Origin of the sequence: Streptomyces sp. NPDC001890, assembly GCF_042891445.1 — a bacterium.
Lineage (GTDB): Bacteria > Actinomycetota > Actinomycetes > Streptomycetales > Streptomycetaceae > Streptomyces.
In genome coordinates this window covers 183,863-204,292 of record NZ_JBIATE010000013.1, presented here as the reverse complement: position 1 = coordinate 204,292, position 20,430 = coordinate 183,863, and the positions used below count along the sequence as shown (strand labels likewise).

Here is a 20,430-nt window from a genome sequence, read left to right as displayed (position 1 = left end):
GGACCCCACGGACCCGAGAACCCACGCCGGGCCGGCCCGCTCTACTAATTTTTCCCCACCCACCGGCCTCAACCGTCGAATTCAAGCCGCATACTGATACCGGGCGGCGGTCGTGGCGAGAACGGTCGGCGAGGACCGCACCACCGGGACCGCCCGAATCGCCCCGCCCACTTCGCCTGTCCAGTCCGCCATGAATATGAATTACTAGTAATACAGAAACAGGGGGCGACCGCCCGAAGGGGCGCTCAAGCCACCAGGGGGCGGTCGTATGGTGCGATCGGCGCCGGAAGCACCGTGGAGCCGGTCAGATAGCGGTCCGTCGCGGCGGCGGCGGACCGCCCCTCCGCGATGGCCCACACCACGAGGGACTGGCCGCGTCCCGCGTCGCCGGCGATGAAGATCCCGTCCGCCCCGGCTCGGGCCGCCCGCCCGGGCGGCTCCGTCGTCTCGGCCTGGAAGCAGGTGTTCCGGGCGAAATTTCCGCGGCTGTCCAGGGTGAGCCCGAGCTGCCGCATCAACCCCGTGCCGCGTTCGGGGCCGTAGAAACCGAGGGCGAGCAGGACCAGGTCCGCCGGGATCCCCCGCTCCGTCCCGGGGCGCACCCTTCTGGCCTGCGGTTCCACCTCCGCGAGGCGCAGGGCGTGCACCCGCCCGGTCCGGTCCCCCTCGAAGCGGAGGGTGGCCGAGGAGAAGACCCGCGGATCCGTTCCTGCCCGCCCCCGGGCCTCCTCATGGGCGTGGGAGATCCGGTAGACCTTGGGGTGGACGGGCCAGGGCTCGCTCTCGGGACGGTCGTCGCCGGGCTCCGGATTGATGTCCAGCTGCACCACGGACGCGGCCCCCTGGCGCAGCGCGGTGCCCATGCAGTCCGATCCGGTGTCCCCTCCCCCGATGATCACCACACGCTTGCCTTCGGCGGTGACGGCCGGGGCTTCGCAGTCCCCCTCGGTAACCCGGTTGGCCAGGGTCAGATAGTCCATGGCCTGGTGGATTCCGCGCAGTTCACGACCGGGTACGGACAACTCCCGTTGCCCACGCGCACCGACGGCGATGACGACCGCGTCGTTGCGCTCGGCGAGCTCGGCGGCGCCGAGGTCGTCGCCGATGTCCACGCCCGCACGGAATTTGGTGCCCTCGGCCCGCATCTGCTCGATGCGGCGGTCCAGGTGGCGCTTCTCCATCTTGAACTCGGGGATGCCGTAGCGCAGCAGTCCGCCGATACGGTCGGCGCGCTCGTAGACGGCGACAGTATGGCCGATTCTGGTGAGCTGCTGCGCCGCGGCCAGGCCCGCCGGACCGGAGCCGACGACGGCGACGGTCTTCCCGCTGAGCCGCTCGGGCGGCCGCGGTGGGGCGTATCCGCGTTCCCAGATCTGGTCGGCGATGGCCTGCTCCACGTTCTTGATGGTCACCGGGTCGGCGTTGATGGCCAGCACACAGGCGTCCTCGCACGGGGCCGGGCACAGCCGCCCGGTGAACTCGGGGAAGTTGTTCGTCGCGTGCAGCCGCTCGGCAGCGGCGCGCCAGTCCTCCCGCCCGGCGTACGTGTTCCACTCGGGGATGAGGTTTCCCAGCGGGCAGCCGCTGTGGCAGAACGGGATGCCGCAGTCCATGCAGCGGCCGGCCTGCTCGGACACCAGGGGAAGCCGCGCCTGTCCCGCGTAGACCTCGTTCCAGTCGTTCAGCCGTTCCTGGACGGGGCGCGGCGGGACGGACCGGCGGGGGAACTTGAGGAAGCCGTGCGGGTCGGTCATGGGGCCGCCTCCATCGCTCACTCGCGGTGCACAGGCGTTTTTGCCAGCGTACGCCTGCTTTGTCCACCGGCCCACCATGGCGACGGGGCTCGCCCGGCCCGATCGCGGCCGCCATCGGGCCGACGGCCGGCGGCGCATTACTGGTATGGACATGACCAATCGCCCTGGCTAGTCTCGGAGTTGGTCTAGACCTAGTGGGGTGGAGCGCGCCCTCCCCACTCGTCACGCAGCGCCCCACACCTCCTCCAGGAGCGAAGCATGCGCAGAAGGATCACCTCGTTCGTCCTCGGCCTCGGCATCGCCGGGGCCTCCCTCCTCACCACCACGGGCAGTGCTCAGAGCCACGGCTACACCGACGCCCCGGTCAGCCGTCAGCAGCTCTGCGGCATCGGCACCGTGCGCAACTGCGGCCAGATCCAGTGGGAGCCGCCGAGCGTCGAGGGCCCGAAGGGCTTCCCCGCGCGCGGCCCGGTCGACGGCACCATCTGTGCCGGCGGCAACGGCCGGTTCTCCGAGCTCGACGACCCGCGTGGCGGCGCCTGGCCCGCGACGAAGGTCACCGGCGGGCAGAGCTACACCTTCCGCTGGCGCATCGAGGCCCGGCACGCCACGACCGATTTCCGCTACTACATCACCAAGGACGGCTACGACCCCGCAAAGCCCCTCACCAGGGCCGACCTGGATCCGCAGCCGTTCCTGACGGTGCCCTTCGGCGGCCGTCTGCCGGGGTCCACCGTGACCCACGACGGGATCCTGCCGCAGAAGTCGGGCAAGCACCTGATCCTCGGCGTCTGGACGATCGCCGACACCGGCAACGCGTTCTACGCCTGCTCGGACGTCACCTTCTGATCCCGTTCCGATCCGGTCCGCACCCGGTCGACTTCCGCTGCCCTGCACGGGGCCCACCCCGGGTGGCGGAAGTCGTCCGGCGGCGCGCCGGGCCTCCCGGGGAACTCGTCAGCCGATGAGGGCCTCGGTGATCTGGCGGGTGGTCTGTTCGGCGACCCCGGGGTGGTCGGCGGCGTACGCGGTGTAGGCGTTCAGGCCGGTGGCCAGTGCCCAGCCCCGTCCCCTGGTCCAGGTCGCGTCGTCCACGCCCAGCACGTCGCGGAAGACGGCCCGGGTTCCGGCGGACATCAGGGTGAAGGCGACGGTCAGGTCGCAGGACGGATCGCCGACGCCGAGTTCGCCGAAGTCGATGACCGCGCCGAGGCGGCCGTCCGCGGTCAGCAGGTTGCCGGTGTGGAGATCGCCGTGGAACCAGACCGGAGGGCGGTCCCATGCCGGCGCGCCGAGCGCCGCGTCCCACAGCTCGGTCATGGCCACCGCGTCGAACGTGCCGTCCACCGCCGCGATGGCGGCCCGCGTCGCCCTGTCCCGGTCGGCCAGTGACCGTACGGACAGACCCTCGCGGTCCTCGCCCGGCGCGACCCGCTGGAGAGCGGCCAGGAATCGCGCCAGACCGACCGCGGCGTCCGCCGATTCCTCCAGGCCCTCGACGGTCGCCACCTCGCCGTCCAGCCACCGGGACACCGCCCAGGGCCACGGGTAGCCGAAATCCGGCTCCCCCACCCCCCGCGGCACCGGGACGGCCAGTGGCAGGTGCGGGGCGAGCCGGGGCAGCCATGCCGCCTCCTTCCGGGCCTGCCCCATGGCGCCCTGATGGCGGGGCAGTCGGACGGCGAGTTCCTCGCCGAGCCGGTGGATCACATGATCGGAGCCGGCCCGGTCGAGCCGCTTCAGCGGCAGCCCCGCCCACCGGGGGAACTGCGTGTCGACCAGCCGCCTGACGAGTGCGGTGTCGATCACGGGGTGGATGTCCGCGGTTCGCTCCTCGGTCAAGAACGGCTCCCGCCTCCGGCCCGCTCGCAGCGGCGGGCAGTACCGGCCATCACACCCTGCCCGGCACCCGCCTGTCGACGCGTTTTCCCGACCGCCCCGTCAAGGAGTCGCCGCTCCGACTCCGGTGACGGGACCCTCGACGAACACCGGGGACGGGCCCGCCGCCGACGTGAAGCGGCCGTCCGTCGGCTGTCCGACCGGGCGCCGGCCCCAGGAATCGACCAGCGTGACCGGGCCGGTCGCCGAGATCGTGAGGTCACGGGCGGTGGTCGCCCACACCACGCGGGTCGTGCCGCCGCCGGTGAATCGTACGGGGTGGGCCGGTGCGGCAGGCCGTCGTCACCGGCGTACGTCTTGCCACCGAGCAGCCGGGCCACCACCGCCTGGGCGACCGCGGCCGGATTCGGGGCGCTGGCGGTGACCGGGACCGGATTCTCGACGGAGACGGTCACGGGCTGCCGGAGCATGCCGAAGTCGTGCTCCCCGTTGCTCGGCCCGTTGCCGTCGTTGATCAGGTCGTACCAGTAGTAGCGGGCGATGCCCGCGGCCTTGGCCTACAGCAGGGCGCGCTGGTGGTCGGCGCGACGACGGCCGGACCGCAAGCGGAGGGCTGTGCCGGTCCGCCCGGCGGCCCCGCGTTCACTCGGCGGCGGCGAGCCGGGGGCGGGCTGGACGGTGACGAGGGCGATGCCCCCGCAGCACACGGCGAGGAGCAGCAACTCGGCCGCGGAGGGGGCGGACGCGGTGCCGAGCGCCCAGTCGCCCAGCCGCACGGTGAAGGGAACGGCCAGTTGCACGGCGGCCGTGAAGACCGGCCCGCGGAGCAGGATGAGCCGGTGCTGTACGAGGTAGGCGGGCGCGTACACCGCCGCGCCCAGCACGACCGTGCCGCCGATCGCGGCCGGGGTCGGCGGGTGGGAGATCAGCGCGGGCAGCGCCATCGGGAGCAGCAGGCAGGTGGCGGCCGCGAGCAGTACGGGCAGCACCGCGAGGGGCGGGAGCTCCGAGAGCCGCTGCCGGTACAGGAACCCGTATCCGGCGAAGGCCACGGTCGCCGCGGCGACCAGCAGCAGTCCCGGCCCGTCCGCATCGCCCGCGTCCGCGCCGAGCGCCGCGTATCCGACGGCCGCCGCGCAGGCGAGTACCGCCCCCGCCGCCTTGCGCGGCCCGGACCGTTCACCGAAGAACAACGCGCCCACGGCCACCGAGGCGCACGGCATCAGCGCGACGACGAGATTGGTGAGCGAGGTCCCGATCCGGGGGATGGCGAGGAGGGTACCTGCCGCGTACCCGGCGAAGCCGAGCAGGCCCAGCAGCCATACGGTGCCCGGCCTCGCGGCGGCCCGGCGCAGATCGGCCCTGCCCTCGGCGGTGGCCGCCGCGACGGCGGTGAGCACCAGACAGCACACCGCGGTGCGGCCCACGGCGACGATCAGCGGATCGGTCCCGGTGACCAGGGCGCCGGAGAGCAGCCAGGTTCCGGCGAGCAGCAGTACGAGGACGGCCGGCATCGCTCGCCCCTTCCGTGGACGGTGGAGGAACGGGCGGCGGACGCGGAGCCGTTCGACCCCGCACGGCCACTTTCCTGCAGATGCCAACCATAACGACGGGGCGCTCCACCGGAGCGATGAGGTCCGCTCGCCGTCGTCACTCCGGCCAGGCGGAATCAAGGATGGTGTCCACGAAGTTGCCCCGTTCGAACCCGCGCACGTAGCGCTCCAGGACATCGGCCTTCACATTGCCGAACGTGGTGTCCGGCTTGGGTTCGATGCCTTCGGTGAAGGCCTTGAGAATGCGCCGCTTGAAGTCGGGGCGGGGGTGCAGGGCGACGATCGCGGCACGGTCCGCCTCACTGATGTCGTCGTACCCGATGCCCAGTACGTCGTACTCCACCCCCGCCGTCACGAGTGCGACCTCCGGCTCCATGAACGACGGGATCCCCGGCGTCGTGTGGAGTGCGATCGCCGTCCAGACGCGGCGGATGCTGTCCTCGGGCACACCGTGGCTCTGCAGGAACCGCCGTGCCTCGTCGGCGCCGTCCACCTCGAACCGGCGCCCGCTCGTACGGAACTCCTCGCCCAGGCCGAGATCGTGGAACATGGCCGCGACGTAGAGCAGTTCCGGGTCGAAGCCCATCCCCCTGTTGTGTCCCTGGAGACCGCCGAAGAAGTAGACGCGGCGGGAGTGGTGGTAGATCAGGTCGTCGGTGGTGTCCCGGACCAACTGGGTGGCGGCCGAGGCCAGTTCGGTGTCGGGGACCGTCACGGTGGTGGGGGCGGGGAGATCGGCGCTGCCGGCCATGGGAACTCCTTCGGCGTGAGGGACGTAGCGAATCGAATGTAAGGAACCTCGGCGTACGGGACATCGGTGCACGAGGCTTCGGCGCACGAGGCTTCGGCGTACGGGGCTTCGGCGTACGGGGCTTCGCCCTTGCGGCCCGGTTTCACGGGCGGGATCCGGGTGGTGCCGTGTCTGGTCGGCCGCCCTCGGCAGCGTCCCGGTCCGCGGGGGACAGATGGAGGTGGGCCAGGTCGTGCGGGACCGGTCCGTCCGGGCGGAAGAGCGGCGCGCTCGCGCCGTCGGCCGCCGTGGCCGGAGCGTCGGTGAGACGCAGGCGGGTGCGCAGCCGCCCGTAGAAGTCGTGCGCGCCGAGCCTGATGACGCGGAGGCGGTGCGGTGCCGCGTACACCCCGATCCAGTCCCCGGCGTCCAGTACCCCGCGCAGCTGGCCGTCGATGGTCACCGCCCCCTGCCCCGAGTGCGGCAGCACCCGGACGGCGATCGGTTCGTCGGCCGCGGCGACGACGGTACGGTCGAAGGTCATGTGCGCCGCCACGGGCGTGAAGAGGACGGCGTCCATGCGTGGCGAGACCACCGGACCGCCCGCGGCGAAGCTGTAGGCGGTCGAGCCGGTGGGGGTGGCCATGATGACCGCGTCGGCGGAGTACGAGGCGAGGAGCCGGCCGCCGATGTAGACGCCGAGGCTGACCTGGCGGTCGCGGGCGAGCTTCTCCACGACGACGTCGTTGAGTGCGGTGACGTCCAGTGCCACGCCCCAGTCCGCCGCCGCGGCCTCCGCTTCGAGGTCGACGTGCGGGGGCGGCAGCATCGGGCGTCGCCCGTAGGCCATCAGGGCGTCGATGTCCTTGGGCACTTCGAGTACGCGGGAGGCCCGCATCGTCAGGGTCATGCGCTCCTCGACCGCCGCCCGGCCCCGGTGGACGGCGTCGAGCGCCCGGACCACGTCCTTGGCCGGGACCTCGGTGAGGAAACCGACGCGTCCCAGGTCGATCCCGAGGACGGCACCGTCGTTCTTGGCGGCGATCCGGGCGCCGCGCAGGAACGTCCCGTCGCCGCCGAGCGTCACGATGAGATCGGGATTGCCCGCGACATCGGCCTCCTCGCGCCCGCCGCGCCTGTGCCCGTCCTCGCGCCACACGTCGATGTCCGTGCAGGGGATGCCTTCGCGGGCACACCAGTCGCGCACGACGCCCGCCGCGACGACGGCCTCGGGACGGCCCTGGTGTACGACGACTCCGACCCGTGCCACGCTCATCCCGCTCCGACTCCCCGTGTGGTGACGACGGCCTGTCCTCACCCCACTGTGCGGGTGCCGGGGGTGGATCCGCCCGTCGTCGGGCCGTCACCGCGCCCGGTCGGGCGATCCGGCCCGCGGCGGCGGCCCGGACGGACGCGTGCCCGGCGCGCCCGCGGATGGTCTCCGCCGACGGGCCGGGCACGGCACGGAACACGTCCGGGTCAGGACCGCGCGTCCTCCGGAATGCTGACCAGCCAGCGGGTGTCCTTGCGGGGCCGCAGGTAGAACGCCCAGTAGAGCGTGGCGACCGCCGTGATCCCGCCGGTCCACAGCAGGTACTCGGTCTCCTGCTGGGTCAGGATGTACGCCAGCACGGCGATCAGCAGGACCGGGACGGCGGGCCACAGCGGCATGCGCCAGGCCGGCGCCTCGCGGTGCGCGCCACGGCGGCAGAGCAGCGCGGCGACGGCGACCAGCAGGTACATCGCGGTGACGGAGACGCCGGTGACGCCGTACAGGGTGTCGAGGTTGACGAAGCAGAGCGCCGCACCGGGAACGCCGACGACCAGGGTCGCGACCCACGGGGAGCCGAACCGGCCGAGCCGGGACAGGGCGTTGTTGACCGGCTCGGGCCATGCCTTGTCACGGGCGGAGGCGAACAGCACCCGCGAGTTCTGGATGACCATCACGATGCCCGCGTTGATGATCGCGAGGGCGACGCAGAGGCTGACGAAGGTCCCGACGGCCGAGTTGGACCAGGCGGCGACCATGGTGTTGAGGTCGCCCGAGGTCAGTGCCGCCAGGTCGGGGGCGCCCAGCGTGATGGCGATGACCGGGACGAGGATGACGGCCGTGGAGATGGCGAGGGTGGCGAGCACGGTGCGGGCCACGTTGCGCCGCGGGTTCTCCAGCTCCTCCGAGAGGTAGACGGCCGTGGAGAAGCCCTGGGTGATGAAGAGCGCGATGGCGAGCCCGGAGACCACCATCATCGCGGTGACGGTCGAACTCCCGCCGCCCGACGAGGCGACCGAGCCGTGCACCAGTGCCGAGGCACCGCGCTCGGAGTGCGCGAAGCCGAGTACGGCGACGACGGCCGCCGCGATCACTTCGAGGACCAGGAAGATGCCGGTGATCCACGCGTTGGCACGCAGGTCCAGCAGACCGGCGAGGGTGGCGAGCACCATGACGCCGGCACCCGCGACGGAGGCCGGAATGTGCACGAGGGGAGCGAGGTAGTCGGCCGTTCCCATGGCGATGACCGGGGGCACGATCATCACGACCAGCAGCGAGAGCACGAAGACGAGCCACCCGGCGAGCCGCCCCGCCATCGTCGACACCATGGCGTACTCGCCCCCGGCGCTCGGAATGAGCGTGCCCAGTTCCGAGTAGCAGAAGGCGACCGCGATGCAGAGCAGCGAGCCGATGGCGATGGTGAGGGCGGTGTACGTGCCGAGGCTGGAGAACAGGTCCGGTACGACCACGAAGAGGGTCGAGGCGGGCGTCACACAGGAGAGCGTGAGCAGTGTTCCGCCCACGACGCCGATGGAACGCTTGAGCTTCTGTGGAGTGGGGCCGGTCGCTGGTGCGAGCGCCTGGGGAGCGCTGAGCGTTTCGGTCATCGTGCGGTTCCGATCGACAGGTGCGGTGTCTGAGCACGGGAGCGGTATCGCCTCCAGACGAGGACGTGGTGAGTGGTTTCGTCGCTCCCAGCGCGACATGCAATACCGACGTGTTCCGCAGGTCAATAGGCGTTAACCTTCGGAATTCGTCGTCCCGAAGGGCTGATTCGACGATTTGGCGCTAACAACGCGTCAATGCACGGGGATCGGCGGGTGCGGGAACCGCAGCCGGGCCCGGTGGAAAGTTTCCCCCATATCCAGCATCCGGAAGGGCGGGGCGGCCGGACCGGGGCCGGAGTGCGGAGCTCACGGGTCGCGCATCCGCCGCCCTGGTGCCAGCCTGGAGTCATGGCTTGGGCGTCGTGGACGACTTGCGGTGTGTTCTCGGGACGCGGTGGCGTGCTCACGGACGAGGTCGGTGTGCTGTCCGGGGACCTGACGGTTCACACGACCTGGGCGGATGACTCGGCCCAGGTCACCGTGCAGTACAGCGGTGCGATCGACTGGTACACCATGTCGGGCAGTCCGGTGCGGTGCTGTTCGGAGGAGGACAGCCGTCGCCTGCACGACGCGGCGGTGCAGGCGGTCCGGAACGGGGAGGCGGCGACCGTTCCCGTACTGCCCCGCCGGGAACCGCGGCGACAGGCGGCGGAACCCGCCCAGGAGTGACGCGGCCCGGCATCACCCCGGGGCGTCACCGTCACGCCCCCCATGTGAGCCGGGGCCACGAAGGGCCGTGGCGACGAGGCCGGAGATCTCGTCCCTCGGTACTTCCCCGCCGCCCACCAGCCGGTCGAAGACCAGCCCGTCCACACAGGCCAGCAGCGTGAGCGTGCGGCCCTCGGCGTCGGCCACCCCCCGCGCACGCAGGAACGCCCGCACGGCGTCACGGGCCGCGTTCTCCCGCGGCACGAGAATCTCGCGCAGCTCCGGGTGGCGCACGCTCTCGACCGCGCACGCGTAACGGGCGAGCGAGCGCTGCCGCCCCGCTCCGGTCAGCCGCCGCTCGACGAAACCGGCGAGCCCGTCCACCAGTTCACCGGCGTCGCGCATCACCGGCGCCCGCTCGCCGGCCGCCTGGAGTTCCGCCTGGTCGTGCGCGACGAGCCGCCTGACGAGCGCGGTGAGCAGGGCCTGACGGGTGCGGTAGTACGCCGAGGTGGTGCCGGGCGGCAGGCCGGCCGCCCGGTCCACGGCCCGATGGGTCAGGCCCCGCATCCCCTCCTCGGCCAGCACCTGGATGGCGGCATCGGCCAGGACGGTCCGTCGATCTGTGGTCATCACCCCTTTCTACACCTGTAGAGACGACGTAGTACGCTCTTTCTACAGCTGTAGAAGGTCGAGGCAGGGCACGAGAGGGGACCCGGCATGGGCAACGGCGCGGTGGTGGTCGGCGGCGGCATCGGCGGGCTGGCCGCCGCGATCGGGCTGCGGCTCATCGGCTGGGAGGTGACGGTCGTCGAACGCGCCCGCACCCTCGACGACGCGGGCGCGGGCATCTCCCTGCACGCCAACGGCATGCGCGCGCTGGACGCCCTCGGTGTCGGCGCGGCGGTGCGCGCGGCCGCGCGGCCGCAGTACACCGGTGGCACCCGCACCCCGGACGGCCGCCTGCTGGCGCGCATGGACGGTGCGGCACTGGAACGTGAGCTGGGGACCCCGATCATGGGCATCCCCCGGGCCGAGCTGCACCGGTTGCTGCGCGCCGCCCTGCCCCCCGAGTCCCTGGTCATCGGGTCCGAGGTGACGTCCGTCGACCGCTCCGACGCCTCGCGGGTGCGGCTGGCCGCCGGTGACACCCGGCTGGAGGCGGACCTGGTCGTGGCCGCAGACGGGATCAGCAGCCGGTTGCGCGGCCTGCTCTTCCCGGGGCACCCCGGTGCGGCGCACAGCGGGTCGACGGTGCTGCGCGCCATCACGGAGTCACCGGTCGACCTTCGTACCGACTTCGAGCTGACCTGGGGACCGGGGGCCGAGTTCGGTCACATCGCCTTCGCCGACGGCCGGGCCGAGTGGCACGCGGTGCTCAACGCGCCCGCCGGCGTGCGCCACCCGGACCCGCTGGCGGAGGTCCGCCGCCGGTTCGACGGCTGGCACGACCCCATTCCCGCCCTGCTGGCGGCGACCCGGCCCGAGGCCGTCCTGCACCATGACGTCCACGAGCTGGTCGTCCCGCTTCCCTCCTACGTGGCGGGCCGGGTGGCCCTGCTCGGCGATGCCGCGCACGCCATGACCCCGAACCTCGGCCAGGGGGCCTGCCAGGCGCTGGAGGACGCGGCGACACTGGCCGCCGCACTGTCCGGCGCAGCGACCGTCGAGTCGGCACTCGGCCGCTACGACGCGGAGCGCCGGCCCCGCAGCCAGTCGGTCGCACGGGCCGCGCGGCAGGCCGGCCGGATGGGTCAGCAGCTCTCCCACCCGGTGGCCGTCGCGCTGCGCAATACGGCGATGCGTCTCGCGCCGTCCCGTGTCACCGTCCGCGCGGTCCTCCGCCACGCCGACTGGACGCCCCCGGGGCCGGGCTGACCCCGGGGGCGGAGCCCCGGCCGTGCGGCGGTGGTGTCGCGTGCGTCAGTACGCCCCGAAGACGTTGTCGATGGAGCCGTACCTGGCGGCCGCGTAGTTGCACGCGGCCGTGATGTTGGCGACCGGGTCGTAGCTGTCCATCGAGGTCCCGGGCACGTGGTAGGCCCGGAACGTCGGATCGATGATCTGGAGGAGGCCCTTGGACGGCGTCCCGGCGGCGGCGTTCGAGTCCCAGTTGTTGATGGCCCGGGGGTTGCCGGACGACTCGCGCATGATGTTGCGGTGGATGCTGTCGTAGCTGCCCGGGATGTTGTGCTCGGCCATGACGGCCAGCGACTCCTTGATCCAGCCGTCCAGATCGTTGGTGTACGTCGCGGACTGCGCGGCCGGTGCGGCGGCGGACTGCACCGGAGCCGCCGAGGCGGTGTGGGCACCGAGCAGCGGCAGCAGGAGGGCGGCGGCGCCCGTGCCCACGGCTATGAAACCGCGGGTCAGCGGGGTGGACTTGCGACGACGGTACGTACCCGTTGCGGACATGGTGGATTCCTCTCCGTCGCCTGCGAGGTGAGCTGTCGGGTTCAGGCTGGAGATGCCTGGCCGCACACGAGCGCGGCTTCACCCCGAGCCGTTCCGGGTTCCGGACCGGCGGCTTACCTGGGTCCCCCGCTCCTGCCGTACATGAGTGGTCGGATTGCCGGACGGCGGCAGGATTCGGCGTTCCGTCCGGATTGACGGTGACCGTAGGCGAGGAAAGCCGAATGGGACAAGACCCCAATTTCCGAATGCAATTCACCCACAAGATCGATTAACGGGAATTTCGGTAATCCACCTCACACCGCACACCCCACTCCCCTTGTGCGGAACGGGAACCCATTCACGGGGCACGGCTCCCCACGGGCCGAACGTGACTCGCGCCACGAATTCACAAAAGCGGGCATTTCGCCCCGCGATCGCCGAGGCCGGGTGACATTGCCACACCTCCGCCCGGCCGTTACAGTTTTGATGTCCTGTTGTCTCCGATCGAGGTGGACGTTGCGCATCTGAGGTTCGCGAACATCACGCCGTACGGCTTCGCCCGTACGCCCGTCACGCCGTAGCAGTGCTTCGCGCTGCCCGTGACCCCGCGTGGATGCGACCTCGGTGCAGGAGCCGTCCCTCGATCTTCAGGACCGCCGCACCTCCTTCCGCTGCCCGGTCGCCGCGTGGTGCTCGCATACGAAGCCCCCCTTCACTGCGCTTGCGAATGCGAGGAACACCATGGCGACACCCACCACCCCCCACGCCTCCCTCACCTGCTCGGCCCTGGCCTTCCGGTGGCCGGACGGCACCACCGTCTTCGACGGGCTCTCGCTCAGCATCGGCCGGGGGCGCGTCGGGCTCGTCGGCACCAACGGCGCGGGCAAGTCCACCCTGCTGCGGCTGTTCACCGGTCGACTGCGCCCGTCCCAGGGATCGGTGAGCGTCGGCGGTACCCTCGCCCACCTCCCGCAGGACATCACCCTCGACACCACACTGCGGGTGGACCGGGCCCTGGGCATCGCCGAGCGGCGCGACGCGCTGCGCGCCATCGAGACCGGGGACGTCGACGACAAGCACTTCGAGACGATCGGCGACGACTGGGACATCGAGGAACGGGCCCTGGCGACACTGGGATCGCTCGGCCTCGGCGGCATCGAACTGGACCGCACCGTGGGGCAGTTGTCCGGAGGGGAGACCGTTCTGCTCCGGCTGGCCGCACTGCTGCTGGAGCGCCCCGACGTCCTGCTCCTGGACGAACCCACCAACAACCTCGACGCGTTCGCGCGCCGCAGCCTCTACGAAGCCGTCGACTCCTGGCGCTCGGGCGTGCTCGTCGTGGTCAGCCACGACCGGGAACTGCTGGAGCGCGTCGACCGCATCGCCGAGCTGCGCACCGGTTCGGTGAACTGGTACGGCGGCTGCTGGTCGGCGTACGAGGAGGCCGTGGCCGCCGAACAGGAGGCCGCAGGACGGATGTTGCGGGCCGCGGAGGCCGATGTGCGCCGCCAGAAGCGTGAACTGGAGGAGACCCGGGTGAAGCTGGCGCGGCGCCAGAAGAACGGCCGGAAGGCGGAGGCCGAGGGCGGCCTCCCGAAGATCCTGGCGGGCCGCCGGAAGCGAGCGGCGCAGGAGTCGGCGGGCAGGCTTCGCGGCGTCCACGAGGAGCGCCTCAGCGAGGCGCGCGAACGCCGGGAGGAGGCCGCCGACGCGATCCGCGACGACGCCGAGATCCGTGTGAGCCTCCCGCACACGGCGGTGCCCACCGGGCGCACCGTGCTGCGCCTGAGCGAACTGCGCCCCCGGTTCGGCAGGCTGAGCGAGGGCGCCCTCCAGGTGAGCGGACCGGAGCGCGTCGCGCTCGTCGGCCGCAACGGCGCCGGTAAGACGACGCTGCTGCGCACGCTCACCGGTGAGCTGCCCCCGTTGTCCGGCGAGGCCAGGACCTTCGTGCCGGTGCGGTTCCTGCCGCAGCGGCTCGATGTGCTGGACGACGAACTGAGCGTCGCGGCGAACGTGGCCCGGATGGCGCCCGGGGTCACCGACAACCACATCCGCGCCCAGCTCGCGCGCTTCCTCTTCCAGGGCAAGCGCGCGGAACAGCCGGCGGGCACGCTGTCGGGCGGGGAACGCTTCCGTGCCGCCCTCGCGGCGACGATGCTCGCCGCACCGGCCCCGCAGCTGCTGATGCTGGACGAGCCGACCAACAACCTGGACATCGCCAGTGTGCGGCAGCTGACCGGTGCGCTCGACTCCTACGAGGGCGCGCTCCTGATCGCCAGTCACGACCTGGCCTTCCTCGAATCGGTCGGCATCACCAGGTGGCTGCTGGTCGGGGAGGAGCTGCGGGAGACCGACGCGGAGGAGGTGGCGGAACTGCTACGGAGCCCGATCGACTGATGCCGGGGCGATCGGCCCCGTCCGCTTCACAATCGCCGGACGCGCAGCACGCCGGTCAGCATCGGGAGCGTGAACGCGCCGCGGGCGGTCTCGGGCCGGCTTGCGAGGAAGGCGCGGATCCTGCCCAGCAGTGCCTCCCGCTCCTCCTCCGGCATGACGAGCACCCCCGCCCGCGTCCCGATGGTCGCGACGAGGGAGTCGGCGGTGCGGTGCTGCCCGTGCGGGAACTCGGCCTGCTCCGGGGAGCCGAAGCGGGCGGCCCCGCCGGTCCTCGGAAGGTGCATGTCCGCCGTCTCGACGCGCCAGCTGGTGGGCGTGTCCCTCGGGCCGACGGCCGCGCTCCCGCCGATCCGTGCCAGCCCGGCGACCCAGTCGACCCGGTCGTCCATGAGGTTCCACAGGCCGGCCAGGACGCCGCCGGGTGCGAGGACCCTGGCGATCTCGGGTCCGGCGACGGCCATGTCGAACCAGTGCATGGCGTTGCCGGCCAGCACGGCATCGACGGAGGCGTCCGGCAGCGGGATCGACTCGGCGCTGCCCCGCAGGGCACGGACATCCGGCAGCGAACGGCGCAGCTCGGTCAGCATCGCCGGGTCGGGCTCGACCGCGATCACTTCGGCACCCGTCGCGGCCAGGGTGGCGGTGAGTTTGCCGGTTCCGGCGCCGAGGTCGAGCACGCGTGGGCCGGGCGCGGGTTCGAGCGCCCAGCCCACCGCGTCCTGAACGTAGTCCGGGCGGTGCTCGGCGTACGCGACCGCCGCCGCGCCGAACGACGAGGCGTGCAGCAGCTGTTCGTCACGGTTCATTCGGTCACGCTAACCACGCTGTCGGCACTCGGCCACCCCCTGGCCGCAAGTCCGGCGGCGATTCCGGTGGCCGCCGACCGGGCGTCGGTCGGCGGTCGGTCGGCAGTCGGCAGTCGGCGGTCAGCGGTCAGCGGTCAGCGGTCAGCGGTCAGCGGTCAGCGGTCAGCGGTCAGCGGGAAGTGTCCGTACCGGCCGGACCGGGAAAAGGGGTGCGGGCCCCGTGTGCCGACAGCCCGCACCCCTGCCGGGGTCAGAGCCTGTCGATGATCTTGTTCATCTGCTCGATCTCGGCGGTCTGGGCCGTGACGACGGCACCGGCGAGCTTCTTCGCATCGGCGTTGTCGCCGTGCTTCTGCTCGTCCTCGGCCATGGTGACGGCGCCCTGGTGGTGCCCGATCATGAGCTGGGCGAACTTCTTGTCGAAGTCCTTGCCCTTGGCGGCCGTCAGATCGCTCATGTCCTTGTCGGACATCATTCCGGGCATTCCCGAGCCGTCCGAGCCGTGATCCATCCCGGGCATGTCACCCATCGAGGACGAGGGCAGCGGCTTGCCCCACGACGTCAGCCAGCCCTTCATCGTTTCGATCTCGGGGTCCTGGGCCTTCTCGATCGCGGTGGCCAGCTTCTTGATCTCGGGGTCGGCGGCGCGGCCGTCGGCCAGCTTCGCCATCTCGATGGCCTGCTGGTGGTGCGGGATCATCTGCTGCGCGAATTCGACGTCGGCGTCGTTGAACTCGGCGCCGGGGGTGGCCGGTGCGGAGGCTCCGGCCGAGCCGTGGTCCATGCCGGGCATGGACGAACCGTCGGGCTTCGAGCCGTCGGAGGAGCCGCAGGCGGTCAGTGCCAGAGCGAGGGCGGCGACGGTGCCGGCGGCCGCGAGGGTGCGGCGGCGGGCGGCAGAGCAGCGGGAAGCGGACATCAGAGGTTCTCTCCAGATGGATGCACCACGTCCGTGGCGCGCGAATGGGGCAGGTTCGTCCGGCCGGTCCGGCCTCGAAGGGCCGTGGACCGGCGGATTCCTGTCACGTCCGCGCGATGCACACCTGGAGCAGCAGCCCCCTGCCGGCCAACGGCGGTCCCCGCCGGGCCGGTCCGCGTACGGCCGTACGCCGCCCGGCGGGTGCCCGAACGGCCAGGAGCACCAGGCCCAGCGCCATCAGCAGCGGCAGCACCCGGTCACGGGCATGGGTGAATACGCACGACTCGCCGTTCATCCCGGGCATGGCGGCAGCCGCCCGAGCGGAACCGTGCTCGGCCCGCACGGCCGCGTGACCGGCGGTCGCCGGCATGCCCTCGTGACCGGCGGTCACCTGCACGGGCCCTGGCGCGGGTGCGGCCGCCGTGACGGTCATCGCGTCGTGGCAGCCCTCCGCGGCGCTCGCGGGTGCTCCGTGCATGAGGAACAGCCCGAGCAGGACGGCACAGAGCACGAGCAGCCGGGACGCTCCCGGTGTGCGTGTCCGTCCGCGTTCCACGGCTGCCTCGATTGCTCGCTCGTGCGGGTCGACGGGTCCTGTCGTGCGTGCCCGACGATACCCCCACCGGGTTTCCCCAGCCGTACTGCCCCGCCCCCTGCCGGACACCTTGCCCGGCTACGGTGCCCCCGACTGTGTACCTGTGGCGGCTGGAGCGGACGATGACCACATCGACGACGCCGGCGGCGACGGGCGGGCTGAGACGCCGTCTCGGTCTGTTCGACGCCGTGGTGATCGGCCTGGGTTCGATGATCGGAGCGGGCGTCTTCGTCGCGCCGTCGCCCGCCGCGGCCGCGGCCGGATCCGGGTTGTTGCCGGGGCTGGGTCTGGCCGCGCTGGTGGCCTACTGCAATGCGACGTCCTCCGCCCGGCTGGCCGCCCGCCACCCGGAGTCCGGCGGCACCTACGTGTACGGCAGGAAGCGGCTCGGCGAGTTCTGGGGCTGGCTGGCCGGCTGGGCCTTCGTCGTCGGCAAGACGGCCTCCTGCGCGGCGATGTCACTGACCGTCGGTTCCTACGTGTGGCCCGGCCAGGAGCACGCGGTGGCCGTCGCGGCGGTGGTCGCCCTGACCGCGCTCAACTACACCGGCGTGCACAGGTCCGCCCGGCTGACCCGGGTGATCGTCGCGTTCGTCCTCGCCGTCCTCGCGGCGGTCGTCACCGCCTGCCTCGGCAGCGGCACCACGCAGGCCGGGCGGCTGGCCATCGGGGCGGACGTCACCGCCGAAGGTGTGCTCCAGGCCGCCGGTCTGCTGTTCTTCGCGTTCGCCGGTTACGCGCGGATCGCCACGCTCGGCGAGGAGGTCCGCGACCCGCGACGCACCATCCCCCGCGCGATCCCGCTCGCGCTGGGCATCACGCTGCTCGTCTACGCGGCCGTCACCGTCACGCTGCTCGCCGTCCTGGGGCCCGACCGTCTCGCCCACACCCCGGCCGCGCTGGCCGAGGCCGCACATGCCTCCGGGGTCACCGGTCTCGTGCCCGCGGTCCGGACCGGCGCGGCCGTCGCCGCGCTCGGCTCGCTCCTCGCGCTCATCCTCGGTGTCTCACGCACCACCCTGGCCATGGCCCGCGACCACCATCTGCCCCGCGCCCTCGCCGCGGTCCACCCGCGCTTCGGGGTGCCGCACCGGGCGGAACTGGCCGTGGGCGCCGTCGTCGCGGTCCTGGCGGCGACGACGGACGTCCGCGGGGCGATCGGCTTCTCCTCGTTCGGCGTCCTCGCGTACTACGCCATCGCCAACGCCGCCGCTCTGACGCTCGCCCCGGACGAGGGCCGTCCGCTGCTCGCCGTGCCCGTCGTGGGACTGGCCGGCTGTCTGCTGCTCGCGTTCGCGCTGCCGTCGGCCTCGGTCGTCTCCGGGGCCGCGGTGCTCACGGCCGGTGCGCTGGCCCACGGCGTACGCAGGGTGCTGCGCCGCGCACGCCGGCAGCAGTCGTCCGGCAGACCGGGAGCATGACCGTCCGGCTTCAGCCGTCGCTCCCGGCGCGCGTCCAGGCCGCTTCGCGGAGCAGGCGCAGGCCGTTGAGGCCGACGATGACGGTGGAGCCCTCGTGCCCGGCGACGCCCAGCGGGAGCGGCAGCGTACCGACCAGGTCCCAGACGACAAGTCCGGTGATGAAGACGGCCGCGATCACCAGGTTCTGCACGACAAGGCGGCGGCACCGCCGTGAGAGCGCCACGGCGGTGGGCACGGTGGCGAGTTCGTCGCGGACGACGACGGCGTCGGCGGTCTCCAGGGCCAGGTCGGAGCCGGCCCTGCCCATGGCGATGCCCGTGTGGGCCGCGGCCAGGGCCGGGGCGTCGTTCACCCCGTCCCCGACCACCAGCACCTTCCGTCCGGCGCTCGCCAGTTCCTTGACCGCGTGCACCTTGTCCTGCGGCAGCAGACCGGCCCGTACGTCGGCGATGCCGGCCTCGGCGGCCAACCGGGCGGCCGCACGCGGATTGTCCCCGGTGACCAGCACCGGTGCGCCGCCGGTGAGTCGGGTGAGACGGACGACGGTGGACCGGGCGTCGGTGCGCAGCCGGTCCGCGATGCCCAGGACGCCCACGGGAGTGCCGTCGAGCACGACGAGGACGGCGGTGCGGCCGTTCTCCTCCAGCCGCGCGGCGAGTCCGGCGGCCGCTTCGGCGTCGCCGGTAGGGGTGGCCGGCAGGCGGGCCGGGCTGCCGACGCCGACCGTGCGGCCATCCACGGTGGCGGTGACGCCGGTGCCCGGGGTGGAGGCGAAGTCCGCCACCGGCGGCAGGGTGAGACCGCGGGTCCGGGCGGCTTCGAGGACGGCGCGGGCGAGGGGGTGTTCGCTGGGATGCTCGGTTGCCGCCGCCAGCGTGAGCAGGGCGTCCTCGCTCAGGCCCGAGGAGGCGAGCGGACGGATGTCGGTGACGCGTGGGGTGCCTTCGGTCAGGGTGCCGGTCTTGTCGAGTGCGACGGCGTCGATCTGACCGAGGCGCTCCATCACCACGGCGGACTTGATGAGCACACCGTGCCGTCCGGCGTTGGCGATCGCGGACAGCAGCGGTGGCATCGTGGCCAGCACCACGGCGCACGGCGACGCCACGATCATGAAGGTCATCGCCCGGAGCAGCGTCGGTTGCAGTGCCGCGCCGAAGGCCAGGGGCACGGCGAACAGGGCGACGGTGCCGGCCACCATGCCGATCGAGTACCGCTGTTCGACCTTCTCGATGAACAGCTGGGTGGGGGCCTTCGTCCCCGATGCCTCCTCGACCATGGCGACGATCCGGGCGATCACCGAATCGGACGGGTCGCGCTCCACGGCCACCCGCAGCGCCCCGGTGCCGTTCAGGGTTCCCGCGAAGACCTCGTCGCCGGGCTCCTTGGCCACCGGCAGCGGCTCGCCCGTGATGGTTGCCTGGTCCACCTCGCTCGCCCCGTCGAGGACCCGGCCGTCGGCCCCGACGCGTTCGCCGGGGCGTACCAGGATCACGTCCCCGAGCGACAACTCCTGGGTGGGCACGGTCTCTTCGGCACCCGCTTCGCCGAGCCGGGTGGCCGTGGCGGGTGCCAGGTCGAGCAGTTCGCGCACCGAGTCCGCCGTCCGCGCGGTGGCGAATGCCTCCAGGGCGCCCGAGGTGGCGAAGATGACGATCAGCAGGGCACCGTCCAGCACCTGCCCGATCGCCGCCGCGCCGAGAGCCGCGACGACCATCAGCAGGTCGACGTCGAGCGTCTTCCCCCTGAGCGCCTTCAGCCCCTCCCAGCCCGGCTCCCAGCCGCCCGTGACGTACGTCAGCGCGTACAGCGGGCCCCAGGTCCACCACGGGGCGCCGAGCAGGTGCAGGGGCAACGCGGCCAGGAACAGCAGCAGCGCGGCAGCGGCCCAGCGGGCCTCCGGAAGAGCCAGGATCCGGGTGCGCCGCCCAGGGCCTCCCGTCCGGACCGGGCCGGCGGGCGCGACCGGGCGGGTGAGGGTCGAAGACATGGGCGTGATCCTTCACGCGAGAGGGCGGAGTGGTGCGACCCCCGCACCATACAGGATCACATGAACACGCATTCATGTATACATCTCCGTAGGATGAGGGCATGGGCCACGGAGTTGACGCGAAGACCGCCGCCACCGCGCGCGAGCGCCTGGACGCGGTGGGGGCCACCGACGTGGCGTCCACCCTTCAGGCTCTCGCCACCCCGTCCCGGCTCCGCATCCTGGCCCGCCTCCAGGAGGGGCCCTGCCCCGCGACGGAGCTCGCCGAGGCGGTCGGGATGGAGCAGTCCGCCTGCTCCCACCAGTTGCGGCTGCTGCGCAACCTCGGCCTGGTCACGGGCGAGCGCCGGGGTCGCTCGGTGATCTACGCGCTGTACGACAACCACGTGGCCGAACTTCTGGACCAGGCCCTCTTCCACGTCGAGCACCTGCGCCTGGGGCTGCACGACACCCCGGCGCGGGTCACCGCGGGGGCCGACGACGCGGTGGCCGCCGCCGGCCGCTGAG

At 72.4% G+C, this 20,430-nt stretch carries 19 protein-coding genes and 1 riboswitch; of the genes, 6 read left to right on the top strand and 13 right to left on the bottom strand.

The window, feature by feature from the left end; all coding sequences use genetic code 11:
- Positions 1-245: 245 nt before the first annotated feature.
- Positions 246-1,754 (bottom strand): glutamate synthase subunit beta, encoded by a 1,509-nt coding sequence (locus ACFYY1_RS27620; RefSeq protein ID WP_388590418.1) that lies wholly within the window; start codon positions 1,752-1,754, stop codon positions 246-248.
- A 258-nt stretch (positions 1,755-2,012) separates the two neighbouring features.
- On the opposite strand from ACFYY1_RS27620, the gene ACFYY1_RS27615 reads away from it, so the two are divergent.
- A complete protein-coding gene (locus ACFYY1_RS27615; protein WP_388590416.1) occupies positions 2,013-2,603 on the top strand; it encodes a lytic polysaccharide monooxygenase in 591 nt (196 codons plus the stop codon).
- Between the two features lie 108 nt (positions 2,604-2,711).
- Here ACFYY1_RS27615 and ACFYY1_RS27610 read toward each other — a convergent pair whose 3' ends face one another.
- From ACFYY1_RS27610 to ACFYY1_RS27585, 6 genes are all read right to left on the bottom strand, one after another.
- Positions 2,712-3,596 (bottom strand): aminoglycoside phosphotransferase family protein, encoded by an 885-nt coding sequence (locus ACFYY1_RS27610; RefSeq protein ID WP_388590415.1) that lies wholly within the window; start codon positions 3,594-3,596, stop codon positions 2,712-2,714.
- 99 nt (positions 3,597-3,695) lie between these two features.
- Positions 3,696-3,875, bottom strand: coding sequence for a hypothetical protein (locus ACFYY1_RS27605; protein ID WP_388590413.1), 180 nt, complete (start codon positions 3,873-3,875; stop codon positions 3,696-3,698).
- Positions 3,876-4,150: 275 nt separating this feature from the next.
- Complete coding sequence (locus tag ACFYY1_RS27600) at positions 4,151-5,107, bottom strand: EamA family transporter (protein WP_388590411.1); 957 nt, start codon at positions 5,105-5,107, stop codon at positions 4,151-4,153.
- Positions 5,108-5,243: 136 nt separating this feature from the next.
- Positions 5,244-5,897, bottom strand: a complete 654-nt coding sequence (locus ACFYY1_RS27595) for an HD domain-containing protein (protein ID WP_388590409.1) — start codon at positions 5,895-5,897, stop codon at positions 5,244-5,246.
- 142 nt (positions 5,898-6,039) lie between these two features.
- Entirely contained in the window at positions 6,040-7,152 is a 1,113-nt protein-coding gene (locus ACFYY1_RS27590; RefSeq protein WP_388590408.1) for an NAD(+)/NADH kinase, read from the bottom strand.
- Between the two features lie 203 nt (positions 7,153-7,355).
- Positions 7,356-8,753 (bottom strand): APC family permease, encoded by a 1,398-nt coding sequence (locus tag ACFYY1_RS27585; RefSeq protein WP_388590407.1) that lies wholly within the window; start codon positions 8,751-8,753, stop codon positions 7,356-7,358.
- A 348-nt stretch (positions 8,754-9,101) separates the two neighbouring features.
- Between ACFYY1_RS27585 and ACFYY1_RS27580 the strand changes: the two genes are divergently transcribed.
- Positions 9,102-9,422 (top strand): hypothetical protein, encoded by a 321-nt coding sequence (locus tag ACFYY1_RS27580; RefSeq protein WP_388590405.1) that lies wholly within the window; start codon positions 9,102-9,104, stop codon positions 9,420-9,422.
- Between the two features lie 12 nt (positions 9,423-9,434).
- Here ACFYY1_RS27580 and ACFYY1_RS27575 read toward each other — a convergent pair whose 3' ends face one another.
- Entirely contained in the window at positions 9,435-10,034 is a 600-nt protein-coding gene (locus ACFYY1_RS27575; RefSeq protein WP_388590403.1) for a TetR/AcrR family transcriptional regulator, read from the bottom strand.
- 87 nt (positions 10,035-10,121) lie between these two features.
- On the opposite strand from ACFYY1_RS27575, the gene ACFYY1_RS27570 reads away from it, so the two are divergent.
- On the top strand, positions 10,122-11,279 hold the full coding sequence (locus ACFYY1_RS27570; RefSeq protein WP_388590401.1) for an FAD-dependent monooxygenase: 1,158 nt from the start codon (positions 10,122-10,124) through the stop codon (positions 11,277-11,279).
- 45 nt (positions 11,280-11,324) lie between these two features.
- On the opposite strand, the gene ACFYY1_RS27565 is transcribed toward ACFYY1_RS27570, so the two are convergent.
- Positions 11,325-11,816 (bottom strand): transglycosylase SLT domain-containing protein, encoded by a 492-nt coding sequence (locus ACFYY1_RS27565; protein ID WP_388590399.1) that lies wholly within the window; start codon positions 11,814-11,816, stop codon positions 11,325-11,327.
- A gap of 4 nt (positions 11,817-11,820) precedes the next feature.
- A riboswitch (cyclic di-AMP (ydaO/yuaA leader) is annotated at positions 11,821-12,006 on the bottom strand.
- 530 nt (positions 12,007-12,536) lie between these two features.
- Here ACFYY1_RS27565 and ACFYY1_RS27560 point away from each other — a divergent pair.
- Positions 12,537-14,195 carry an ABC-F family ATP-binding cassette domain-containing protein gene (locus ACFYY1_RS27560; protein WP_388590397.1) on the top strand — a complete coding sequence of 553 codons (1,659 nt, stop codon included), beginning with the start codon at positions 12,537-12,539 and terminating at the stop codon, positions 14,193-14,195.
- Between the two features lie 26 nt (positions 14,196-14,221).
- Here ACFYY1_RS27560 and ACFYY1_RS27555 read toward each other — a convergent pair whose 3' ends face one another.
- The 3 genes from ACFYY1_RS27555 to ACFYY1_RS27545 form a co-directional block, all read right to left on the bottom strand.
- Positions 14,222-15,001, bottom strand: coding sequence for a class I SAM-dependent methyltransferase (locus ACFYY1_RS27555; protein WP_388590395.1), 780 nt, complete (start codon positions 14,999-15,001; stop codon positions 14,222-14,224).
- Between the two features lie 250 nt (positions 15,002-15,251).
- A complete protein-coding gene (locus ACFYY1_RS27550) occupies positions 15,252-15,920 on the bottom strand; it encodes a DUF305 domain-containing protein (RefSeq protein ID WP_388590393.1) in 669 nt (222 codons plus the stop codon).
- Between the two features lie 103 nt (positions 15,921-16,023).
- The gene (locus ACFYY1_RS27545; protein ID WP_388590391.1) at positions 16,024-16,476 is read right to left on the bottom strand and encodes a hypothetical protein; all 453 of its coding nucleotides are present in this window, start codon (positions 16,474-16,476) and stop codon (positions 16,024-16,026) included.
- Positions 16,477-16,637: 161 nt separating this feature from the next.
- Here ACFYY1_RS27545 and ACFYY1_RS27540 point away from each other — a divergent pair, with 161 nt between their 5' ends.
- A complete protein-coding gene (locus ACFYY1_RS27540) occupies positions 16,638-17,936 on the top strand; it encodes an APC family permease (RefSeq protein ID WP_388590390.1) in 1,299 nt (432 codons plus the stop codon).
- Positions 17,937-17,946: 10 nt separating this feature from the next.
- Here ACFYY1_RS27540 and ACFYY1_RS27535 read toward each other — a convergent pair whose 3' ends face one another.
- On the bottom strand, positions 17,947-19,923 hold the full coding sequence (locus ACFYY1_RS27535) for a heavy metal translocating P-type ATPase (protein WP_388590389.1): 1,977 nt from the start codon (positions 19,921-19,923) through the stop codon (positions 17,947-17,949).
- Between the two features lie 101 nt (positions 19,924-20,024).
- On the opposite strand from ACFYY1_RS27535, the gene ACFYY1_RS27530 reads away from it, so the two are divergent.
- On the top strand, positions 20,025-20,429 hold the full coding sequence (locus tag ACFYY1_RS27530) for an ArsR/SmtB family transcription factor (RefSeq protein ID WP_388590388.1): 405 nt from the start codon (positions 20,025-20,027) through the stop codon (positions 20,427-20,429).
- The last annotated feature ends 1 nt before the right edge of the window (position 20,430 follow it).